Genomic DNA, 21,051 nt, shown 5'->3' on the forward strand with positions numbered 1-21,051 from the left:
TCAGGCGGCGGTCAGCGGAGGCCGACTCAGATGTCGAGGAAGCGGACGTCCTTGGCGTTGCGCTGGATGAAGGAGCGCCGCGCCTCGACGTCCTCACCCATCAGCACCGAGAACAGGTCGTCGGCCTGCGCCGCGTCGTCCAGCGTGACCTGGCCGAGCACGCGGTGGTCCACGTCCATGGTGGTGACGCGCAGCTCCTCGGCGTTCATCTCGCCCAGACCCTTGAAGCGCTGGATCGAGTCTTCCTTGATGCGCTTGCCGTTCTGCTTGCCGAGCTCGACCAGGGCGTCGCGCTCGCGGTCCGAGTACGCGTACTCGAAGTCGTCGCGGCCCCACTTGATCTTGTAGAGCGGCGGACGGGACAGGTACACGTGACCGGCCTCGACCAGCGGGCGCATGAAGCGGAACAGGAAGGTCAGCAGCAGGGTGTTGATGTGCTGGCCGTCGACGTCGGCGTCCGCCATCAGGATGATCTTGTGATAGCGGAGCTTCTCGATGTCGAAGTCCTCGTGCACACCGGTGCCGAAGGCGCTGATCAGCGCCTGGACCTCGGTGTTCTGGAGGATCTTGTCGATACGGGCCTTCTCGACGTTCAGGATCTTGCCGCGGATGGGCAGGATGGCCTGGTACATCGGGTTGCGGCCGGACTTCGCGGAGCCGCCGGCGGAGTCGCCCTCGACGATGAAGATCTCGCACTTGGTCGGGTCGTTCGACTGGCAGTCGGACAGCTTGCCCGGCAGCGAGGCGCTCTCCAGCAGGCCCTTGCGGCGGGTCAGGTCACGGGCCTTGCGGGCCGCGACGCGCGCCGTGGCCGCCTGGATGGCCTTGCGGACGATGTCCGCGGCCTCGACCGGGTTGCGGTCGAACCAGTCGCTCAGGTGCTCGTGGACGACCTTCTGCACGAAGGTCTTGGCCTCCGTGTTGCCCAGCTTGGTCTTGGTCTGGCCCTCGAACTGGGGCTCGCCCAGCTTGACCGAGATGATCGCCGTCAGACCCTCGCGGATGTCCTCGCCGGCGAGGTTGTCGTCCTTCTCGCGGAGCAGCTTCTTGTCGCGCGCGTAGCGGTTGACCAGGCCGGTCAGCGCCGCGCGGAAGCCCTCTTCGTGGGTGCCGCCCTCGTGCGTGTGGATCGTGTTCGCGAAGGAGTAGACACCCTCGCTGTACTGCGAGTTCCACTGCATCGCGATCTCGACCGAGAGCATCCGCTCCTTGTCCTCGGACTCGACGTCGATGACGGTCGGGTGGATCAGCTCGCCCTTGCGCGAGTTGAGGTACTTCACGAAGTCGACGATGCCGCCCTCGTAGAAGTACTTCACCGTGCGCGCCTGCGGCTCGGCCGTGTCCGCGTCCGGGTCGTCCGCGCCCGCCGTGGCCTTCGCCGACTCGCGCTCGTCGGTCAGCGTCAGGGTCAGGCCCTTGTTGAGGAAGGCCATCTCCTGGAAGCGCCGCGACAGCGTCTCGAAGGAGTACTCGGTGGTCTCGAAGATGTCGCCGTCGGCCCAGAACGTCACCGACGTACCGGTCTCGCCGGTCTCCTCGTTCTTGGCCAGCGGGGCCGTCGGCACGCCCAGCTTGTAGTCCTGGGTCCAGCGGTGGCCGTCCGTCTTGACCTCGACCGCGACCTTGGTCGACAGGGCGTTCACGACGGACACGCCGACGCCGTGCAGACCGCCGGAGACGGCGTAGCCGCCGCCGCCGAACTTGCCGCCCGCGTGCAGGACGGTCAGGACGACCTCGACGGCCGGCTTGCCCTCGGACGGCACGATGCCGACCGGGATGCCTCGGCCGTTGTCGACCACGCGCACCCCGCCGTCGGCGAGGATCGTCACGTCGATGGTGTCCGCGTGTCCGGCCAGCGCCTCGTCGACCGAGTTGTCGACGACCTCGTAGACGAGGTGGTGCAGACCACGCTCGCCCGTCGAGCCGATGTACATACCCGGCCGCTTGCGCACTGCGTCCAGGCCCTCGAGGACCTGGATCGCACTGGCGTCGTAATTCTTCTCGTTGGAGTCGCCGGAATCGGCCACGAAGCGCCCTTTCTGGCACAGCGCAGCCCGTACTCCGGACCAGCGTGTGCGCCGGCGGGAGCGGCCGCGTCGATCTGCGTTGTCTGCGTTGTCGTGCTGTCCCCCGCGGATCGGGCGGGATTGCTTCCAGTCTACCGGTACCACTGACACGAATGGGGGTTTGCCGGTGCCTGAGTCCGCATGTGCCGCCCTGAACCTCCTCTCCGAGACTCCCCATATTCGGGGAGGGGCTCAAAGAGGCTCACGCGGGCGTCCAGCGCTTCGGCCTGTCAACCTTCCACTACCGTGAGGGACGCCACCCGCGCCGGGCATGCCGGGGCGCTCCGCCCCGGCCCTCGAAGGGGGCTCCGAGGGGCCCGCCGGAGGCCTCCCCAGGACCCGTCACGGGCCCTGCGCAGGCCGTGCGGGGCCCTCGCCCCGGCCGTCGCCGCTGGCCGGAACCCGTACGGTCGCGGAACCGGCCGGCGGGCCGGAACCCGGTCAGCCGTAGGTGTCGCCGGGCCCGGTGCTGCCGGGGGCCCGCCACGGCCCGTACCGCTTGGGGCGGCCGCCCGGTCCCTGCACCTTGATCAGCCGGACCGTGCCCTGTCCCAGTTCCGCGTTCAGCCGCGCCACCAGCTGCGGGGCCAGCAGCTTCAGCTGCGCGGCCCAGGCCGAGGAATCGCACCGCACGAGGAGTTCACGCTCCTCGTAGCGCTCCGGTTCACAGTGCGCCGCGATCTCCGGGCCGACGATCTCCGCCCAGCGCTCCATCACCCCGGCGACCGCGATCGGCATCTCCCAGCCGCGCTCGGTCCGCAGCCGGTCCAGGGCCGCCATCAGCGGCATCGGGTCCCGGCCGTCGGCACGGGCCCCGGAGCGCAGCCCGGGCTGCTGCTGGCGCTTCTTCCCGCCCACCGCGTTGCCCCGCGCGCGGGCCTGCTCGCGCGCGGCCGCGAGGGCCTGGCGGGCCAGGTCCACCCCGGAGGGCTCCGGAGCCTTGCGCTCGTGCCGCTCGCCGTCGTTCACAGCCGGGTCACCTCACCGCCGGACACCCCGAAGCGGGTGCCCGTCAGCACGCCCGGGACGTCGTCGTCCACCGCCGCCGTCACCAGTACCTGTTCGCCGCCGGACACCAGTTCCGCGAGCCGCTCGCGGCGGCGCGCGTCCAGCTCCGCGAAGACGTCGTCGAGGATCAGCACCGGCTCCGCCCCCTCCGAGCGCAGCAGCTCGTACGAGGCCAGGCGCAGGGCCAGCGCGTACGACCAGGACTCGCCGTGGCTGGCGTACCCCTTCGCGGGGAGCTCGCCGAGGCGCAGCAGGAGGTCGTCGCGGTGCGGGCCGGCCAGGGTCACCCCGCGCTCGATCTCCTGCTTGCGGACCTGGGACAGGGCGGCGAGCAGGACCTCGTAGAGCTCCTCGCGGGTGCGGGCGGCGCCGCTGTCGACCGGGTCGCCGGCGGAGGACCTGTACGCCAGCCCGAGCGGGCCGCCGCCGGGCGCGAGCTGCTCGTACGCCTTGTCGGCGAGCGGCAGCAGGGTGGCGATCAGGTCCAGGCGCTGGGCGAGGAGCTCGGCGCCGGCGCGGGCGAGGTGCTGGTCCCAGACGTCGAGGGTGGACAGGTCCATGGAGCGGCCGCCGTGGCGGCGGGCCATCGCGGCGGACTTCAGGAGGGTGTTGCGCTGCTTGAGGACGCGCTCGTAGTCGGAGCGGACCGCCGCCATCCGCGGGGAGCGGGCCGTCACGATCTCGTCGAGGAAGCGGCGCCGCTCGCCGGGGTCGCCCTTGACCAGGGCGAGGTCCTCCGGGGCGAACAGCACCGTGCGTACGATCCCCAGCACGTCGCGGGGTCTGACCTGCGAGGACCGGTTGATGCGGGCGCGGTTGGCGCGGCCCGGGTTCAGTTCGAGCTCGACCAGCTGCTGCCGTTCGCCCTGGGTGACGGCGGCGCGGATGACCGCCCGGTCGGCGCCCATGCGGACGAGCGGGGCGTCCGAGGAGACGCGGTGGCTGCCCAGGGTGGCCAGGTAGCCGATGGCCTCGACGAGGTTCGTCTTGCCCTGGCCGTTGGGGCCCACGAAAGCCGTGACGCCCGGGGCGAGGGGAACCTCGGCCCGGGCGTACGAGCGGAAGTCGGCCAACGAGAGATGCGATACGTGCATTCGGCGCCGACCTCCCCCGGCTTCCTGCTGTGCTCTGTGCTGCGGTGTTGCTGTGTCGCTGTGGAGCGGTGTCGCTGTGGAGCGCTCGCTCCTTTCGACTACTTCTTCTCGACCGCGTGGCCGCCGAACTGGTTGCGCAGCGCGGCGATCATCTTCATCTGCGGCGAGTCGTCCTGGCGGGACGCGAACCGGGCGAACAGCGAGGCGGTGATCGCCGGCAGCGGGACGGCGTTGTCGATGGCCGCCTCGACGGTCCAGCGGCCCTCGCCCGAGTCCTGGGCGAAGCCCTTGAGCTGGTCGAGGTGCTCGTCCTCGTCCAGCGCGTTGACGGCGAGGTCCAGCAGCCAGGAACGGATGACCGTGCCCTCCTGCCAGGACCGGAAGACCTCGCGGACGTCGGTGACCGAGTCGACCTTCTCCAGGAGCTCCCAGCCCTCGGCGTAGGCCTGCATCATGGCGTACTCGATGCCGTTGTGGACCATCTTCGCGAAGTGGCCCGCGCCGACCTTGCCGGCGTGCACGGAGCCGAAGTCGCCCTCGGGCTTGAGGGCGTCGAAGATCGGCTGGACCACGGCGACGTCCTTCTCGTCGCCGCCGTACATCAGCGCGTAGCCGTTCTCCAGGCCCCAGACGCCGCCGGAGACGCCGCAGTCGACGAAGCCGATGCCCTTGGCCTTCAGTTCCTCGGCGTGCTTCTCGTCGTCGGTCCAGCGCGAGTTGCCGCCGTCGACGACGATGTCGCCGGGGGAGAGCAGCTCGGCCAGCTCGTCGACGGTGGACTGCGTCGCGGCCCCGGCCGGGACCATCACCCACACGACGCGGGGGGACTGCAGGCTGTCCACAAGCTCCTGCAGGCTGTGGACATCGGCGAGGTCCGGGTTGCGGTCGTATCCGATGACGGTGTGGCCTGCGCGGCGGATGCGCTCGCGCATGTTGCCGCCCATCTTGCCGAGACCGACGAGACCGAGCTCCATCAGGTGGGTTCCTTAAGCGTTGGGGCCGTCTGTACGGGGCTTCCCCGGTACCGGTGGGTTCCGGTCGTTTTTCCTGGGTCGCCCGCCGGGTCCGAGCCTACGCCGGGCCATGGCTCCGGGCCGCTCCGGACGGCGCCGGGCCCGGCACTCGCGGCTGCGAGACCGGGCCCGGGGCCGGTGTACGGCGGGAACGGGTCAGCCGGAGAGGCGGACCGGCATGATCAGGTACTTGTAGGCCTCGTCGGCCTCCGCGTCCACCGCGGGCCGACCGCTGAGCAGCGCCGGCTTGGTGGACGTGGTGAAGCTGAGCTGGGCGGCGGGCGAGTCGATGGCGCTCAGGCCGTCCAGCAGGAAGGTGGGGTTGAAGGCGATCGAGATGTCGTCGCCCTCCAGGTTCGCGTCGACGCGTTCCACAGCCTGTGCATCGTCGCTGGAGCCCGCTTCCAGGATCAGCACGCCCTGCTCGAAGCTGAGGCGGACCGGCGTGTTGCGCTCGGCGACCAGGGCCACGCGCTTGACGGCCTCGACGAACGGGGCGGTCTCGATCACGGCGACGGAGTTGAACTCCGTCGGGAAGAGGGTGCGGTACTTCGGCAGGTCGCCTTCGAGCAGGCGGGTGGTGGTGCGGCGGCCCGCGCCCTCGAAGCCGATCAGGCCCTCGCCCTGGCCGGAGCCGGAGAGCGCCAGGGTGACGGTGTCGCCGCTGGTGAGGGACTTGGCGGTGTCCAGGAGGGTCTTGGCGGGCACCAGGGCCACGGCCGAGGCCTCCGGGTTCTCCGGCTTCCACAGGAACTCGCGGACCGCGAAGCGGTAGCGGTCGGTGGAGGCCAGGGTGACGCGGTCGCCCTCGATCTCGATGCGGACACCGGTCAGCACGGGCAGCGTGTCGTCACGGCCGGCGGCGATGGCGACCTGCGCGGCGGCGGAGGCGAAGACCTCGCCGGGCACGGTGCCGGTCGCGGTCGGCATCTGCGGGAGCGCCGGGTACTCCTCCACAGGCAGGGTGTGGAGTGTGAACCGCGAGGAGCCGCAGACCACGGTCGCCCGTACACCGTCTGTGGAAATCTCCACCGGGCGGTTGGGGAGGGCGCGGCAGATGTCGGCGAGGAGCCGGCCGGAGACGAGGACGGTGCCGTCCTCCTCCACGTCCGCCTCGACGGAGACGCGGGCCGAGACCTCGTAGTCGAAGCCGGAGAGGGACAGGGTGCCCTCCTCGGCCTTCAGCAGCAGGCCCGCGAGTACGGGCACCGGCGGCCGGGCCGGGAGGCTGCGTGCAGCCCAGGCCACCGCCTCCGCGAGTACGTCGCGCTCCACCCGGATCTTCACCGGAACCGCCTCCTGCTGTTGCTCGCTCGTCTGCCGGCCTTCGTCGTCGGCCCGTCGATGCCTCGACCGATGCCGGGGACCAGTCTGACGTACGGCGCCGACAGCCGTCGCGGCTGGCGGTCAAGTCGGGAGCGAGGCGGCGGGACGGCCGTCCGGCGAGTTGTGCACAGGACCCGCTTGAAAACCGAAACCGGCCTAACTCTCCATGGGGGTAGTAGTAGGGCCTGTGGAAACGGTGGATAAGCCCGTTCTCGCAGGTCAACCCGCATTTTTTATCCCCACACCCTGTGGGTGGGACCGGTGGACAACCCGGGGTGTCTGTGGAGAACGGAAAGTTCTGCACAGGCCGTCCCCAGGTGACCCTCACTACTCCACAGGTGTGTCCCCAGCTTTTCCCCAGAAGTCCACAGACCAAACGTCGACATCCGTGTGACCGCTTTCACTCGGGGCGGTGACCGGGGGTGTGCTGTTGCCGAACAGTGGACAACGGTGTGGAGAACCGTCGGGAACCTGTGCACAGGATGCGGGAACCTGTGGGTCTGCGGTGGACAGAGGAGTGGATGAGCCTGTGGATGATTTTTCTGTCCACAGGCTGTGGATGACGCTTGCTCACAATTCCACAGGGGTCTGACCTGCCCTGATGGTTCCTCAACAGCCACCCCTGTGGACAGATTGTGGGCGATGGGGACTGTCCTCAGGCTGTGGACGGAAGAAAACCGGGGAATCTGTGGATGACGGGCCCTCCCGGGGGCGCATTCGAACAGAGCAGGGGCGCACGGACGAAGAAGGGCGCCCCCGGTTCGATCCGGAAGCGCCCTGTCGTGAGGTTTGAGGGACCGCCAGCCGGCCCCCGCGGGGCCCGCGTCAGCCGTTCTTGATGCGGTTGGTGAGCTCCGTGACCTGGTTGTAGATGGAGCGCCGTTCCGCCATCAGGGCGCGGATCTTGCGGTCCGCGTGCATGACGGTGGTGTGGTCCCGCCCGCCGAACTGGGCGCCGATCTTCGGCAGCGACAGGTCGGTGAGCTCCCGGCACAGGTACATGGCGATCTGCCGGGCGGTGACGAGGACCCGGCTGCGCGAGGAGCCGCACAGGTCGTCCACGGTCAGCCCGAAGTAGTCGGCGGTGGCCGCCATGATGTCGGACGCGGTGATCTCGGGCGCGCTGTCCTCGCCGCCCGGGATCAGGTTCTTGAGGACGTCCTCGGTGAGTCCGAGGTCCACCGGCTGCCGGTTCAGGCTCGCGAAGGCGGTGACGCGGATCAGCGCCCCCTCCAGCTCGCGGATGTTGCGCGAGATGCGGGAGGCGATGAACTCCAGTACCTCCGGCGGGGCGTTGAGCTGCTCCTGGACGGCCTTCTTGCGCAGGATCGCGATGCGCGTCTCCAGCTCGGGCGGCTGGACGTCGGTGATCAGGCCCCACTCGAAGCGGTTGCGGAGCCGGTCCTCCAGGGTGACGAGCTGCTTGGGCGGCCGGTCGGAGGAGAGGACGATCTGCTTGTTGGCGTTGTGGAGCGTGTTGAAGGTGTGGAAGAACTCCTCCTGCGTCGACTCCTTGCTCGCGAGGAACTGGATGTCGTCGACGAGCAGGATGTCCATCTCCCGGTACCGCTTGCGGAAGGCGTCGCCCTTGCCGTCGCGGATGGAGTTGATGAACTCGTTGGTGAACTCCTCCGAGCTCACGTACCGCACGCGGGTGCCGGGGTAGAGGCTCCGCGCGTAGTGCCCGATGGCGTGCAGCAGGTGCGTCTTGCCGAGGCCCGACTCCCCATAGACGAAGAGGGGGTTGTACGCCTTCGCCGGCGCCTCGGCGACGGCCACCGCGGCGGCGTGCGCGAAGCGGTTGGAGGCACCGATGACGAAGGTGTCGAAGAGGTACTTGGGGTTCAGCCGGGCGGTCGGCTCCAGCGGGCCCGAGGTGGAGCCGCCGGACGGCGCCGACGGCGGGGGCGCGGGCGTCGGCCGGCCGGGCGCGGGGCGCGGGGACGGCTGCTCGTACTGCTGCGGCTCGTAGCCCTGGGGCTCGTACGGCTGGGACTCGTACGACGGGGAGTCGTACTTCTGGGGCTCGTACTTCTGGGGTTCGTAGGAAGAGGAGGGCTCGTAACCGGGCTGCTCGTACTTCTGCTGCTCGTAGCCGCCCTGGTCGTACCCGCCGGGCTCGGACTGCTGGAGGTAGCCGGGCTGCGGGGTGGCGTAGGGGTCGCGCTCGGGGAAGCCGCCGAGGCGCTGCTGCTGCCAGCCGTACTCGTCCTGGCCGCCGCGGGGCCAGGAGCCGGGCTCCTGGCGCGGCTGCTGGTACTCGGGGTAGGCGGGGCGCGCGGTGGGGAGCTGGTCCTCGCCGGGGCCGGCGCCGGGGCGCTGGCCGCCGTACGGCTCGTAGCCCTCGCGCGGGGAGGGGGCGGGCGGGGCCGGCGGCGCGGGCTCGCCCGCGGAGTCGTCCACGGTGATCGCGATCCGGATCGGCCGGCCGCACTCGCGGCTCAGGGCGTCGCTGATGAGCGGGGCGAGACGGCCCTCCAGGACCCGCTTGCCCCACTCGTTGGGCACGGCGAGCAGCGCGGTGTCGGCCACGAGGGCCAGCGGCTGGCATCGCTCCACCCACTGCTTGTCCTTGGGCTCGATACCCTGCTGGCCCTCCCCGAGCAGCTTCTCGAGGACGCGTGGCCACACTGCGGCAAGATCGGCAGGTACGTCAGCCACAGAGCACGCTCTCTCACAGGTCCCGGTCCCACGAATGTGTGGTTCTTTGGGACGGTCGGGACAAAAAATCCGGGATCAGGCAACGGTAGTCAGGCCGGTGGGTAGGGTTCAAGTCGTTGTCCACAGCCTGTGCACAGTGTGGGGCAGCGGACACTCGGTTTGACCGGATGGCGTAGCCGCGCGTACCGTAACGAGGTCGAGTTGTCGATGGCTGCTGCCGCCTGCCTACCGATGGGCGAAGATCACTGATTGTGATCATTTAGCGGTGTCCACTCGGGCGAACACGCGAGTTCCTCGTGGGCGCACGGTGACAGCCAGGCGATGTACCGCCACAACGATTCATTCTCTGGAGCCCCCGAGTGAGCAAGCGCACCTTCCAGCCGAACAACCGCCGTCGCGCCAAGACCCACGGCTTCCGTCTGCGGATGCGTACCCGTGCCGGTCGCGCGATCCTCGCGAACCGTCGCAGCAAGGGCCGTTCCGCCCTTTCCGCGTAACAACGCGCAGGTCGTGACGTCGTGCTGTCTCCCGAAAATCGGCTGAGGCGGCGCGAGGACTTCGCGAGCGCGGTGCGCCGAGGGCGCCGGGCAGGTCGCCCGCTCCTCGTCGTCCACCTACGTACAAGCGGTGCAACGGACCCGCACGAGCCGGGGGATGTCGATCCCTCGCCGCGTGCGGGTTTCGTCGTCAGCAAGGCTGTCGGCATCGCAGTCGTCCGCAACCGGGTCAAGCGCCGTCTCCGCCATCTCGTGCGTGATCGGCTGGCCCAGCTGCCCGCCGGTAGCCTGGTGGTGGTGCGGGCCCTGCCCGGAGCCGCTGACGCCGGCGCCGACGAGCTGGCCCGTGACCTGGACGCCGCCTTGGCGCGGCTGCTGGGAGGCGTGGCTCGATGAAGTACCCGCTGCTCGCTTTGATCAAGCTGTACCAGTGGACGATCAGTCCGCTGCTCGGGCCGGTGTGCCGCTACTACCCGTCGTGTTCGCACTACGGGTTCACGGCCATCGACCGGCATGGTGCGGTGAAGGGGACGGCTCTGACCGCCTGGCGGATCCTGCGGTGCAATCCGTGGTCCCCGGGTGGTGTGGATCATGTCCCACCCCGGAAACGCCCGCGTTGGCACGAGCAGCTGCGCAGTGCGTTGCGTAGATCTCGCAATGCTCAAGGAGCCTGATTAGTGGACACGATTGCCAGTCTGTTCAGCTTTATCACCACACCCGTGTCGTGGATCATCGTCCAGTTCCACTCGGTCTACGGCGCGATCTTCGGTGCGGACAGTGGATGGGCCTGGGGCCTGTCCATCGTGTCCCTGGTGGTCCTGATCCGCATCTGTCTGATCCCGCTCTTCGTGAAGCAGATCAAGGCGACGCGAGGCATGCAGGCGCTCCAGCCGAAGATGAAGGCGATCCAGGAGCGCTACAAGAACGACAAGCAGCGTCAGTCCGAAGAGATGATGAAGCTGTACAAGGAGACGGGTACCAACCCGCTCTCCTCGTGCCTTCCCATCCTGGCGCAGTCGCCGTTCTTCTTCGCGCTGTACCACGTGCTCGCGAGCATCGCCAACGGCAAGACCATCGGCGTGATCAACCAGTCGCTGCTGGAGAGCGCCCGCCAGGCGCACATCTTCGGCGCCCCGCTGGCTGCCAAGTTCACCGACAGCGCCGAGAAGGTCGCGGCCCTGGACGCCTCGGTCACCAACGTGCGCATCGTGACCGCGGTCATGATCGTCCTGATGTCGCTGTCGCAGTTCTACACGCAGCGCCAGCTGATGCAGAAGAACGTGGACCTCTCGGTCAAGACGCCGTTCATGCAGCAGCAGAAGATGCTGATGTACATCTTCCCGGTGATCTTCGCGGTCATGGGCATCAACTTCCCCGTCGGTGTCCTCGTCTACTGGCTGACCACCAACGTGTGGACCATGGGCCAGCAGATGTACGTGATCAACCAGAACCCGACGCCGGGCAGCAAGGCCCAGGACCAGTACCTGACCCGTCTGCTGAAGCACGTCAGCACCCACGGCGACGTCAAGGGCCGGGGCAAGAAGAAGATCGTCGCGGCGATCGTGGCCAAGGGCCCGGACCGCAACGACAACGAGCGGAAGTTCATCACCGCGCTGACGAAGCAGGGCATGGCCGCGCAGGCGGACGGCTCCGTGATCAAGAGTTCTGAGGCCACGGCGGACTCGGACGCGGCGAGCGGCGGTGTCGCCACCAAGCGGCAGCAGCCGAAGCGGCAGCCGAAGTCCAAGCGTCAGACGCCCCCCAGCAAGCCCTCCAAGAAGTAGAAGGAGTCCCTCCCGTGACGGAAGGCACCACCACCGCCGCCGCTGAGAGTGGCGACACCCTGACCCGCCTCGAGCAGGAGGGTGAGATCGCGGCCGACTACCTTGAGGGTCTGCTGGACATCGCCGACCTGGACGGCGACATCGACATGGACGTCGAGGCCGACCGCGCCGCGGTGTCGATCGTCAGCGACTCGGGCGGCCGCGACCTGCAGAAGCTCGTGGGTCGCGACGGTGAGGTCCTGGAGGCCCTTCAGGAGCTGACCCGCCTCGCCGTGCACCGGGAGACCGGCGACCGCAGCCGGCTGATGCTGGACATCGCGGGCTTCCGGGCGAAGAAGCGCGAGGAGCTGGCCGCGCTGGGCGCGAAGGCCGCCGCGGACGTGAAGGCCTCGGGCGAGCCGCTGAAGCTGGCCCCGATGACCCCCTTCGAGCGCAAGGTCGTCCACGACGCCGTGGCCGCCGCCGGCCTGAAGAGCGAGTCCGAGGGCGAGGAGCCGCAGCGCTTCGTCGTCGTGCTCCCGGCCTGACCGGGAACGTTGTGTGTCGGCCCCGCCTGTGTCGCAGGCGGGGCCGAAGTTTGTAAGCCTGGCAGTTGAACGACACGGTTGAACGACACGGTTTTGGCGTGAGCGGTTCTGTACGGAAGGACGGTCCCCGTGACGGAGGCAGCGGAGCTTCCCGCGGCGCCTGAAGAGGCGCCCCCGGCGCCCGAAGAGGCGCGCGCGGTGTTCGGTGAGTTTTTCCCGGAAGCTGTGCGGTACGCGGAGCTGCTGGCGGACGCGGGGGTCAAGCGGGGCCTGATCGGGCCGCGTGAGGTTCCCCGGCTCTGGGAGCGGCACCTGCTGAACTGCGCGGTGCTCTCCGAGGTGGTGCCGGAGGGCGTCACCGTGTGCGACGTGGGCTCGGGCGCCGGCCTGCCCGGCATCCCGCTCGCGCTGGTGCGCCGGGACCTGAAGATCACCCTGTTGGAGCCCCTGCTGCGCAGGACGAACTTCCTCCAGGAAGCCGTGGAGCTGCTCGGGCTGGACCACGTCACCGTGGTGCGCGGCCGGGCCGAAGAGGTGCTCGGCAAGCTCCAGCCGGTGCACGTGGTGACGGCCCGCGCGGTGGCACCGCTGGACCGGCTCGCGGGCTGGGGCGTACCGCTGCTGCGTCCTTACGGCGAGATGCTGGCCCTGAAGGGCGACACCGCGGAGGAGGAGCTGGTCTCGGCGAAGGTCGCGCTGACCAAGCTGGGTGTGGTGAAGACCTCGGTGCTCCACGTGGGCGAGGGCGTCGTCGACCCGCTGTCCACGGTGGTCCGGGTGGAGGTCGGAGAAAGCCCCGGCGGGGTGAGGTTCGCGGCCAAGCGGGCTAAGGCCGCACGGGTGGGGCGCGCGCGCAGGCGCCGCTGAATCCGTCGCCGACGGTGCGTTTTGGGGCGGGTTGGGCCCTATAGGTATGGATTTCGGAGTGTCGTAGCGGGCTGAAGACTCCGTCCGGGCATCGTGTTTCACGTGAAACGTCGCTCTCTGCTGCACGGAATCATCAGCCGCGGCCGTGCTGCTGCGGCCCCCCGCCCCCGCAAGGACGCGGGGGTGACGGAGTTGTCCACAACGGTGGATTCATCCACAGGAGTACGGGCCCCGCTGGTTCGCGACCCGGGTGGCATGGCAGGCTCTGTTCATCGCGAGCCCGCTGCCGAGGAGAGTGACACCGTGCGGTCCGACGCCAACCTCGCGGGGCCGATGGCCGATCCGGTCCCCGGTCCCCGCTCTGAATCGCCGGGTGAGGATGTTTCACGTGAAACATCGTCCCCGCCCCTCGTGGACAACGACGACATCGAGGACGCCCCGCTCGCCCGCGCCGCCCAGCAGGCGATCGAGTCCCTGGGGCACACCGGTGCCGCTCTGCCCCGCCCTGCACAGACCCGGATCATGGTCGTGGCCAACCAGAAGGGCGGCGTCGGCAAGACCACGACGACCGTGAACCTGGCGGCCTCGCTGGCCCTGCACGGTGCGCGCGTCCTGGTCATCGACCTCGACCCGCAGGGCAACGCCTCCACGGCGCTGGGCATCGACCACCACGCGGACGTGCCGTCCATCTACGACGTACTCGTGGACAGCCGTCCCCTGATGGAGGTCGTCCAGCCGGTGGTGGACGTGGAGGGGCTCTTCTGCGCCCCGGCCACGATCGACCTCGCCGGCGCGGAGATCGAGCTGGTGTCGCTGGTGGCCCGCGAGAGTCGGCTCCAGCGCGCGATCCAGGCGTACGAGCAGCCGCTCGACTACATCCTCATCGACTGCCCGCCCTCGCTGGGCCTGCTGACGGTGAACGCCATGGTGGCCGGCGCGGAGGTGCTGATCCCCATCCAGTGCGAGTACTACGCGCTGGAGGGCCTGGGACAGCTGCTGCGCAACGTCGACCTGGTGCGGGCCCACCTGAACCCGGCCCTGCACGTCTCGACGATCCTGCTGACGATGTACGACGGCAGGACGCGGCTGGCCTCGCAGGTGGCAGACGAGGTGCGCACCCACTTCGGCAAGGAGGTGCTGCGTACGAGCATCCCGCGGTCGGTGCGTATCTCGGAGGCTCCGAGCTACGGGCAGACGGTCCTCACGTACGACCCGGGTTCCAGCGGTGCCCTTTCCTACCTGGAAGCAGCGCGGGAGATCGCGCTGCGGGGGGCCGGAATCCATTACGACGCCCAGCACGCCCATCTGGGCGCGGGCATGAACAGCACGCAGAGTGTGGCGGAGGGGATCCAGTGAGCGAGCGACGTAGGGGTCTGGGGCGGGGGCTCGGCGCGCTGATTCCGTCCGCTCCCCAGGAGAAGACGCCGGTGGTGGGTACCGGGTCGACGAACCCGTCGGCGGTGCCGGTGCTCCAGTCGGAGCGGGGGATCGCGGCGGCGAAGCTCGCGGCGTTGGTCCAGGCGGATGTTTCACGTGGAACATTGGTGCCCGTGGAGACGGCGGCGGTCCAGCCGGCGAGCGACGAGGTGGCGGGAGCGACGTTCGCGGAGCTTCCGCTGGACGCGATCTCGCCGAACCCGAAGCAGCCCCGCAATATGAACCACCTCGACGAGGACGCGCTGGCCGAGCTGGTGACCTCGATCCAGACGGTGGGCCTGCTCCAGCCGGTGGTGGTCCGGGAGACGGAGCCCGGCCGCTATGAGCTGATCATGGGCGAGCGCCGTTTCCGCGCCTGCGGGCTGGCGGGGCTGGAGTCCATCCCCGCGATCATCCGGGCGACGGACGACGACAAGCTCCTGCTGGACGCCCTCCTGGAGAACCTGCACCGCGTGCAGCTGAACCCGCTGGAGGAGGCCGCCGCGTACGACCAGCTCCTCAAGGAGTTCAACTGCACGCACGACCAGCTGGCGGACCGGATCGGGCGCTCGCGTCCGCAGGTGACCAACACCCTGCGGCTGCTGAGGCTCTCGCCCGATGTACAGCTGAAGGTGGCCTCCGGTGTGCTGTTGGCGGGGCATGCCCGGGCGCTCGTATCCGTGGAGGACTTCGGGGAGCAGCTCCGTCTCGCCGAGCGGATCGTGGCCGAGGGGCTGTCGGTGCGCTCGGTCGAGGAGATCATCCAGCTGATGGGCTCGGAGCCGTCGAGCGCCGTGAAGCCCAAGGGCCCGCGGGCCGGGGCGCGTGTGTCCCCGGCGCTCAGCGAGCTGGCGACCCGTCTGTCCGACCGGTTCGAGACCCGGGTGAAGGTGGATCTGGGTCAGAAGAAGGGCAAGATCACCGTCGAGTTCGCGTCGATGGAGGACCTGGAACGCATCCTGGGAACGCTGGCGCCGGGTGAGGGCCGCGTGCTCGAACAGGGCCTCTCCGGGGAGTAGTACCCCGGCTCGTTCCACTTGCCGCCCCCTGTTCCTTCGAGATGTCCACACTCGAAGAAGCAGGGGGCAGTGCTTACGATGTGGGCATGGGTCGTCGGCTGGTACCGCTCACGCTGGACAACCTCCAGGACCTGCCCAGGCGTTGTCGGAGCTGTGTGTTCTGGGAGCTGGATCCCGTCACCGGTGAGGCCGCCGTGAAGGCGGGCACTCCGGAGCTGGAGAAGGAGGCCTGGATCTCGGCGGTCCTGCTGGACTGGGGCTCCTGCGGCCGGGTGGTCTACGTGGACGAGGTCCCGGTCGGGTTCGTGCTGTACGCCCCGCCCGCCTATGTACCGAGGGCCGCTTCGTTCCCGACGAGCCCGGTGTCCCCCGACGCGGTGCAGCTGATCACGGGATGGATCATGCCGGGGTACCAGGGGCAGGGCCTGGGGCGGGTGATGGTCCAGACGGTCGCGAAGGACCTGCTGCGACGGGGGTTCAAGGCGATCGAGGCGTTCGGTGAAGCGCGTTGGGAGCGGCCCGCCTGTCTGCTGCCGGCGGACCACCTGCTGTCGGTGGGCTTCAAGACCGTACGTCCCCACCCGTTCCACCCCCGGCTGAGGCTGGAGCTGCGCACGACGCTGTCGTGGAAGGAAGACGTGGAGCTCGCCCTGGACCGCCTGTTGGGCGGAGCGAGGGCCCGCAAGGAGCCGGCACTGCGCCCACTGTGAGCGGCTGGGCTTCCGGACATGCGAACGGGGCCGCCCCCGAAGGGGCGGCCCCGTTTCACGTGGTCACTGTCGACCGCGCGGAGCGGCTGATCAGGCCTGCACCTCGACGAAGTCGGACAGGTCGCGCAGGATGGCGGCCTTGGGCTTCGCACCGACGATGGTCTTCACGACCTCGCCGCCCTGGTAGACGTTCAGGGTCGGGATGGACATGACGCCGTACTTGGCCGCGGTGCCCGGGTTCTGGTCGATGTTGAGCTTCACGATCTCGATCTGGTCGCCGTGTTCGGCGGCGATCGCCTCCAGCGAAGGCGCGATCTGGCGGCACGGGCCGCACCACTCGGCCCAGAAGTCCACCAGGACGGGCTTCTCGCTGCGCAGGACGACGTCGTCGAAGTCCGCGTCGGTCACGTTCTTGAGGGTGCCGGCCACTGCGGCCTCCTTCTTTTCTACGGGGTGTGGGGTGTGGGGATGGAGCCGGGTCAGACGGTCGCGGCCGCCGGCTCGGCGTCCGCGAGCGCCGCGAGGAAGCGCTCCGCGTCGAGGGCGGCGGAGCAGCCGGTGCCGGCCGCGGTGATCGCCTGGCGGTAGGTGTGGTCCACGACGTCGCCGGCGCCGAACACACCGGTCAGGTTGGTGCGCGTCGAGGGAGCGTCGACCTTGAGGTAGCCCTCGTCGTCCAGGTCGAGCTGGCCGGTGAACAGCTCGGTGCGCGGGTCGTGTCCGACGGCGATGAACAGGCCGGTCACGGGCAGCTCGGAGGTCTCGCCGGTCTTGGTGTTGCGCAGGGTGAGGCCGGAGAGCTTCTGCTCGCCGTGGATCTCGGCGACCTCGCTGTCCCAGGCGAACTTGATCTTCGGGTCGGCGAAGGCGCGGTCCTGCATGGTCTTGGAGGCGCGCAGGCTGTCACGGCGGTGGACGATCGTGACGGACTTGGCGAACCGGGAGAGGAAGGTGGCCTCCTCCATCGCGGTGTCGCCGCCGCCGACGACGGCGATGTCCTGGTCCTTGAAGAAGAACCCGTCACAGGTGGCGCACCAGGAGACACCGCGGCCGGAGAGGGCGTCCTCGTTGGGCAGACCGAGCTTGCGGTGCTGGGAGCCGGTCGTGACGATGACGGCCTTGGCGCGGTGCACCGTGCCGGCGGTGTCCGTGACGGTCTTGATCTCACCGGTGAGGTCCACGGCGACGACGTCGTCCGGGACGAGCTCGGCGCCGAAGCGCTCGGCCTGGTCGCGCATGTTGTCCATGAGGTCCGGGCCCATGATGCCGTCCCGGAAGCCGGGGAAGTTCTCGACCTCGGTGGTGTTCATGAGCGCGCCGCCGGCGGTGACGGCACCTTCGAAGACCAGGGGGTTGAGCGAAGCGCGTGCGGTGTACAGGGCGGCCGTGTAACCGGCCGGCCCGGAGCCGATGATGATCACGTTTCGTACGTCGCTCACGGGTTCTTTCCTCGTCTCTGCGGACTTCGTGCTGCCTACCGGGGGCCGGTGCGGACTCTCACCCCACCCAACGGATCCTACGGCGCGCACATTCCCCGCTTGGCCCCTCCAGTCCCGCAACGCGCGGCGGGCCACCCCGTGATCCCGTCAGTTGCGGGGATATGTACTGGTCAGCAGGGGCTTGTCCGGTGTTTGCGCCGGATTGTCCGCACAGCCGGCGGGCACGAGATAGGCGTCCACCCGGGCAGGGTCACCCGGGTGGGGCAGTACGACGAGGTAGACGGGAGTGCCCTGGTAGCTGCCGCGTTCGGAGGCGACCGGCGGTTCGGTCCGGCCGGTGCCCTGCTGGACGCAGGGCGGGACCGGTGCCGGCTCCGGAGAGGCGAGCCGGTCGGCGGGAGCCAACCCGGGGGAGGCTTCCTGCAGCCCCATGCTCCTGTCGGTCTCGCCCGGTGCGGTCTTCGGGGTGTTCGCCGCGGCTTCGCCGGCGAGCAGCTGCCGGACGCTCTGCCGGAGTCCCTGGGCGGTGTACCCGCCGGGGGTCGGGGAGTCGGCGGAGGTCCTCGCCGGGTCGTTGCGCGTGGCGGTGTCATGCGAGCCGGTGCCGCCCAGTCCGTTGAAGAGGATGACGGCGAGGGCGCAGGCGGCTGCCCCGGCCAGCCCGGTGAGGACGGCGATACGGCGCCGGGCGCGACGACGACCGGGGCCCGTTGGGCCAGACGGGTGACCGGTGGGCCGGTGGGCCTCGTTCCGGCCCGTGCCGACCGCGGTCGCCGGCGATGTTTCACGTGAAACATCGCGCATGGGGTGCGGTCCGGAGGCAGCGGCCTCGGCCCGGGGCGTCGTCGAGTCGAGGAGCGCCTCGGCGGCGAGGGCCGCGTCGATCCGGCCGGCGATGGACGAGGGCATGCGCGGCGGCCCCGGGAGGGTGCCGAGGAGGGACCGGATCTCCTCCAGGGAGGCGAGCACGTCGGCGCAGAGCGCGCAGTTCCCGAGGTGGCCGCGCACCTCGGCGGTACGGGCGGGGGAGAGCAGCCCTTCGGTGAGGTCGGAGATCTCCGATACTTCCGGGTGCCAGGTCGTGCCGGCAGTGCCGGTCATGCCGGTCGAGGGGCTCACGGTCGTCCACCTCCGCCCTTCACAGCGTCTGGATCCGGTTCTGGATTCCTGGGGTCTGCCGCAGGTGGGACGGGTGTCCCCGGCGTCCGGTTCCTTCCCCGCTCCGAGGTGGTGTTATCCCCGGCATTCGTGCGCAGATGAGTGAGCATCGGGAGGAGTTTGGCCCGGCCCCGCGCGCACCGGCTCTTCACCGTGCCGGTGGGGACGTCGAGGATGCGGGCGGCGTCGGCGACGGGGTATCCCTGCATGTCGACGAGGACGAGGGCGGCCCGCTGCTCGGCCGGGAGGGTGCTGAGGGCGGCCAGGAGCTGGCGGTGGAGGTCCTGGCGCTCCGCAGGCGCCTCGGCGGACTCGTGGGGCTCCAGCAGCCGCTCCAGGCGGTCCGTGTCGTCGAGGGGAGCGGTCCGGCGGGAGGCGGCCTTGCGGGCGCGGTCGAGACAGGCGTTGACGGTGATCCGGTGCAGCCAGGTGGTGACCGCGGAATCGCCCCGGAAGGTGTGGGCGGCCCGGTAGGCGGAGACGAGGGCGTCCTGGACGGCGTCCGCGGCCTCCTCGCGGTCGCCGAGGGTGCGCAGCGCGACGGCCCAGAGCCGGTCGCGGTGGCGCCGTACGAGCTCCCCGAAGGCGTCGGGATCGCCGGCGACGTGCAGGGAAAGGAGATCCTGGTCGCTGTGCTCGCCGGTCGCGGCGTCGTCCAACGGTGAGCCCCCTCCCCTGCCCTGCGTCAGCCCTTGAACTGCACGTCCGTGATGCCCTGCTTGTAGCCTTCGCCGCTGAAGTTGTCGTAGGGCGCGTACGGCATGGCCGTGATCCACAGGAGCACGTAGCGGGTCTTGACCGGCTTCTCTACGGCCAGCTTGACGTTGCTGTCCTTGGTGTTCGTGCTCGTGATCTTCTTCTTCGAGTCGGCCGTCTCCGCCGCGTACACCGTCAGGGTGGTGTGGTCGCCCGGGTACCTCAGCGCTATCGAGACCTCGCTGACCTCCTGCTCCGAACCGAGGTCGTAGACGATCCCGACACCGGGCTTGATCGCGATCTTGGGGCCGTCGGAGAAGCTCTTGGTCCGCCAGTAGCTGGACGGGTCCCCGTCGTACGTCTTGCCGACGTCGGCCGCGTTCTGCGGGACGCCGTCCGGCGCGTACTCCTTCGCGCTCTTGATGGAGAGCGGCGCGAGCTCCTTCTTCTGAGGGGCGTCGTTGGGGCCCTGCTGCTGGGTCTGGGTGCTGTCACCGTCGCCCGACTTGCTGTGCTCCAGGAGGGTGTCGGCGAGCTGCCAGCTGCCGAGGCCCAGGGCGACGATCAGCAGGGCGGCGACGCCCCACTTCAGGGCGCGCCCGGTGCGGCTCTGCAGCGGCGGCGGGGGGACGGACGGGACCGCCTGGGTGGTCGGCAGCCCGACCGGCGCGGGACGGCCGTAGGTGCCCTGCTGGTAGGTGGTGTGCTGGTACTCCGGAGGCGCGGTGAAGGCGGGCTCCGGCGGCCGGATGCGGGGCATCTCGGCGACGGCCTTGGCCAGCTCCTCGGGGCTGGTGCAGGCGGGCTCCTGGCGGGACGCGGTCGCCCCGTCGTTGGCGAGGGCGCGCATGGCGAGCTCGCCGAGGCCCCGGTGGACGCCGGCGCGAACCTGGTCGGGGGCGAGCAGGCCGACGCCCTTGGGCAGGCCGCGCAGGCCGTACGCGTCGTTCTCGTAGGGCCAGCGCTGGGTGAGGGAGGCGTACAGCAGCGCGCCGATGGCCTCGGTGTCCGCCCGCTGCGGGGTGTCGCTGGTGATGCCGCGCAGGGCGGCGTTCACGGCGAGGCCGCGGATGCGGTACTGGCCGGTGGAGGTGCGCAGTATCGCGCTGGGCGTCAGGCGCAGGTGGGCCAGGCCCTCGCGGTGGGCGGCGGCCATGGCCTGGGAGACCTGGCTGACCAGCTGGTAGGCCTCGTGGGGTTCGAGGGTGCCGGCGGCCAGGACCGAGGTCAGTTCGGTGGCGTCGGGCAGCCACTCGTGGACGACGTAGACGAGGTCGTTCTCCTCCACGGCGTCGAGGACCTGGACGAACCGGGGGTCGCCGAGCAGGGCGGACGAGCGGGCCGCGGCCAGGACGCTGCGGGCCCTGGGGTGGTCCGCGGGCAGCAGGTGGACGCCCACCGCGCGGCGCAGCTTCTCGTCCATGGCGCGCCAGCTGCTGAACCCGTCCAGACGGGTGACGCACTCCTCCAGGCGGTAGCGCCGCGCGAGCTTGTGCCCGCTGTGCAGTTCCGGCGCGGCCGCCGGTGCCGCGGCCGCGCGCTCGCCGTCCTTCTCGGGCACCGGTCCGTCCGAGGCTTTTCCGTTCTTGGCGTCCACCCCGTCGGCCGTGGCCTTGGCCGCATCTGCGGCCAGCGGCTGCTCGCCGCTGTTGTGGGCCACGTCGACGGCAGCCGTGCTACGTTCCGCCACCGTCGTCCCTGCCTCCCCATCCGTTGCGCGCTGTCGGCCAGTCTGCGAAGCCATGCCAATTGTGCCCACAGTCCGCCGCT

The 21,051-nt window shown here is 70.0% G+C and carries 20 protein-coding genes; 9 read left to right on the plus strand and 11 right to left on the minus strand.

Annotation, left to right across the window (positions count from 1 at the left end; translation table 11 throughout):
• Positions 1-26: 26 nt before the first annotated feature.
• From gyrB to dnaA, 6 genes are all read right to left on the minus strand, one after another.
• Positions 27-2,048, minus strand: a complete 2,022-nt coding sequence (gyrB, locus tag ACQKM2_RS05520) for a DNA topoisomerase (ATP-hydrolyzing) subunit B (RefSeq protein ID WP_427707181.1) — start codon at positions 2,046-2,048, stop codon at positions 27-29.
• Positions 2,049-2,507: 459 nt separating this feature from the next.
• Positions 2,508-3,035 carry a DUF721 domain-containing protein gene (locus ACQKM2_RS05525; RefSeq protein ID WP_427706889.1) on the minus strand — a complete coding sequence of 176 codons (528 nt, stop codon included), beginning with the start codon at positions 3,033-3,035 and terminating at the stop codon, positions 2,508-2,510.
• Entirely contained in the window at positions 3,032-4,168 is a 1,137-nt protein-coding gene (gene recF, locus ACQKM2_RS05530) for a DNA replication/repair protein RecF (protein ID WP_427706891.1), read from the minus strand. The genes ACQKM2_RS05525 and recF overlap by 4 nt, the downstream gene beginning before the upstream one ends.
• A gap of 98 nt (positions 4,169-4,266) precedes the next feature.
• On the minus strand, positions 4,267-5,142 hold the full coding sequence (gnd, locus tag ACQKM2_RS05535) for a phosphogluconate dehydrogenase (NAD(+)-dependent, decarboxylating) (protein ID WP_007265225.1): 876 nt from the start codon (positions 5,140-5,142) through the stop codon (positions 4,267-4,269).
• Positions 5,143-5,337: 195 nt separating this feature from the next.
• Positions 5,338-6,468, minus strand: coding sequence for a DNA polymerase III subunit beta (gene dnaN, locus ACQKM2_RS05540; protein WP_007265226.1), 1,131 nt, complete (start codon positions 6,466-6,468; stop codon positions 5,338-5,340).
• An 864-nt stretch (positions 6,469-7,332) separates the two neighbouring features.
• Complete coding sequence (gene dnaA, locus ACQKM2_RS05545; protein WP_427706895.1) at positions 7,333-9,168, minus strand: chromosomal replication initiator protein DnaA; 1,836 nt, start codon at positions 9,166-9,168, stop codon at positions 7,333-7,335.
• Positions 9,169-9,527: 359 nt separating this feature from the next.
• Between dnaA and rpmH the strand changes: the two genes are divergently transcribed.
• The 9 genes from rpmH to ACQKM2_RS05590 all read left to right on the plus strand — a co-directional run bounded on the left by rpmH (position 9,528) and on the right by ACQKM2_RS05590 (position 15,988).
• Positions 9,528-9,665, plus strand: a complete 138-nt coding sequence (gene rpmH, locus ACQKM2_RS05550) for a 50S ribosomal protein L34 (protein WP_007265229.1) — start codon at positions 9,528-9,530, stop codon at positions 9,663-9,665.
• A gap of 21 nt (positions 9,666-9,686) precedes the next feature.
• On the plus strand, positions 9,687-10,061 hold the full coding sequence (rnpA, locus tag ACQKM2_RS05555; protein WP_386270700.1) for a ribonuclease P protein component: 375 nt from the start codon (positions 9,687-9,689) through the stop codon (positions 10,059-10,061).
• A complete protein-coding gene (yidD, locus tag ACQKM2_RS05560; RefSeq protein ID WP_007265231.1) occupies positions 10,058-10,339 on the plus strand; it encodes a membrane protein insertion efficiency factor YidD in 282 nt (93 codons plus the stop codon). Before rnpA ends, yidD begins: the two co-directional genes overlap by 4 nt.
• A gap of 3 nt (positions 10,340-10,342) precedes the next feature.
• Positions 10,343-11,449 (plus strand): membrane protein insertase YidC, encoded by a 1,107-nt coding sequence (gene yidC / locus ACQKM2_RS05565; RefSeq protein WP_427706898.1) that lies wholly within the window; start codon positions 10,343-10,345, stop codon positions 11,447-11,449.
• A 14-nt stretch (positions 11,450-11,463) separates the two neighbouring features.
• Positions 11,464-11,976, plus strand: coding sequence for a protein jag (locus ACQKM2_RS05570; protein WP_362456712.1), 513 nt, complete (start codon positions 11,464-11,466; stop codon positions 11,974-11,976).
• A gap of 129 nt (positions 11,977-12,105) precedes the next feature.
• Positions 12,106-12,843, plus strand: a complete 738-nt coding sequence (gene rsmG, locus ACQKM2_RS05575; RefSeq protein WP_427706901.1) for a 16S rRNA (guanine(527)-N(7))-methyltransferase RsmG — start codon at positions 12,106-12,108, stop codon at positions 12,841-12,843.
• Between the two features lie 255 nt (positions 12,844-13,098).
• Positions 13,099-14,199, plus strand: a complete 1,101-nt coding sequence (locus tag ACQKM2_RS05580; protein ID WP_427706903.1) for a ParA family protein — start codon at positions 13,099-13,101, stop codon at positions 14,197-14,199.
• Entirely contained in the window at positions 14,196-15,278 is a 1,083-nt protein-coding gene (locus ACQKM2_RS05585) for a ParB/RepB/Spo0J family partition protein (RefSeq protein WP_427706905.1), read from the plus strand. The genes ACQKM2_RS05580 and ACQKM2_RS05585 overlap by 4 nt, the downstream gene beginning before the upstream one ends.
• 86 nt (positions 15,279-15,364) lie before the next feature.
• Positions 15,365-15,988 carry a GNAT family N-acetyltransferase gene (locus ACQKM2_RS05590; protein WP_427706907.1) on the plus strand — a complete coding sequence of 208 codons (624 nt, stop codon included), beginning with the start codon at positions 15,365-15,367 and terminating at the stop codon, positions 15,986-15,988.
• A 90-nt stretch (positions 15,989-16,078) separates the two neighbouring features.
• On the opposite strand, the gene trxA is transcribed toward ACQKM2_RS05590, so the two are convergent.
• The 5 genes from trxA to ACQKM2_RS05615 all read right to left on the minus strand — a co-directional run bounded on the left by trxA (position 16,079) and on the right by ACQKM2_RS05615 (position 20,971).
• Positions 16,079-16,417: a thioredoxin gene (trxA, locus tag ACQKM2_RS05595; protein WP_427706909.1), complete on the minus strand. Its 339-nt coding sequence runs from the start codon at positions 16,415-16,417 to the stop codon at positions 16,079-16,081.
• Positions 16,418-16,467: 50 nt separating this feature from the next.
• On the minus strand, positions 16,468-17,427 hold the full coding sequence (gene trxB, locus ACQKM2_RS05600) for a thioredoxin-disulfide reductase (RefSeq protein ID WP_427706911.1): 960 nt from the start codon (positions 17,425-17,427) through the stop codon (positions 16,468-16,470).
• 147 nt (positions 17,428-17,574) lie between these two features.
• Complete coding sequence (locus tag ACQKM2_RS05605) at positions 17,575-18,528, minus strand: anti-sigma factor family protein (protein ID WP_427707182.1); 954 nt, start codon at positions 18,526-18,528, stop codon at positions 17,575-17,577.
• Between the two features lie 14 nt (positions 18,529-18,542).
• Positions 18,543-19,244 (minus strand): RNA polymerase sigma factor SigM, encoded by a 702-nt coding sequence (sigM, locus tag ACQKM2_RS05610; protein ID WP_427706913.1) that lies wholly within the window; start codon positions 19,242-19,244, stop codon positions 18,543-18,545.
• A 26-nt stretch (positions 19,245-19,270) separates the two neighbouring features.
• On the minus strand, positions 19,271-20,971 hold the full coding sequence (locus ACQKM2_RS05615; RefSeq protein ID WP_427706915.1) for a protein kinase family protein: 1,701 nt from the start codon (positions 20,969-20,971) through the stop codon (positions 19,271-19,273).
• Between the last annotated feature and the right edge of the window lie 80 nt (positions 20,972-21,051).

Origin of the sequence: Streptomyces sp. NPDC004126, from assembly GCF_050275515.1 — a bacterium.
Classification (GTDB): Bacteria; Actinomycetota; Actinomycetes; order Streptomycetales; family Streptomycetaceae; genus Streptomyces.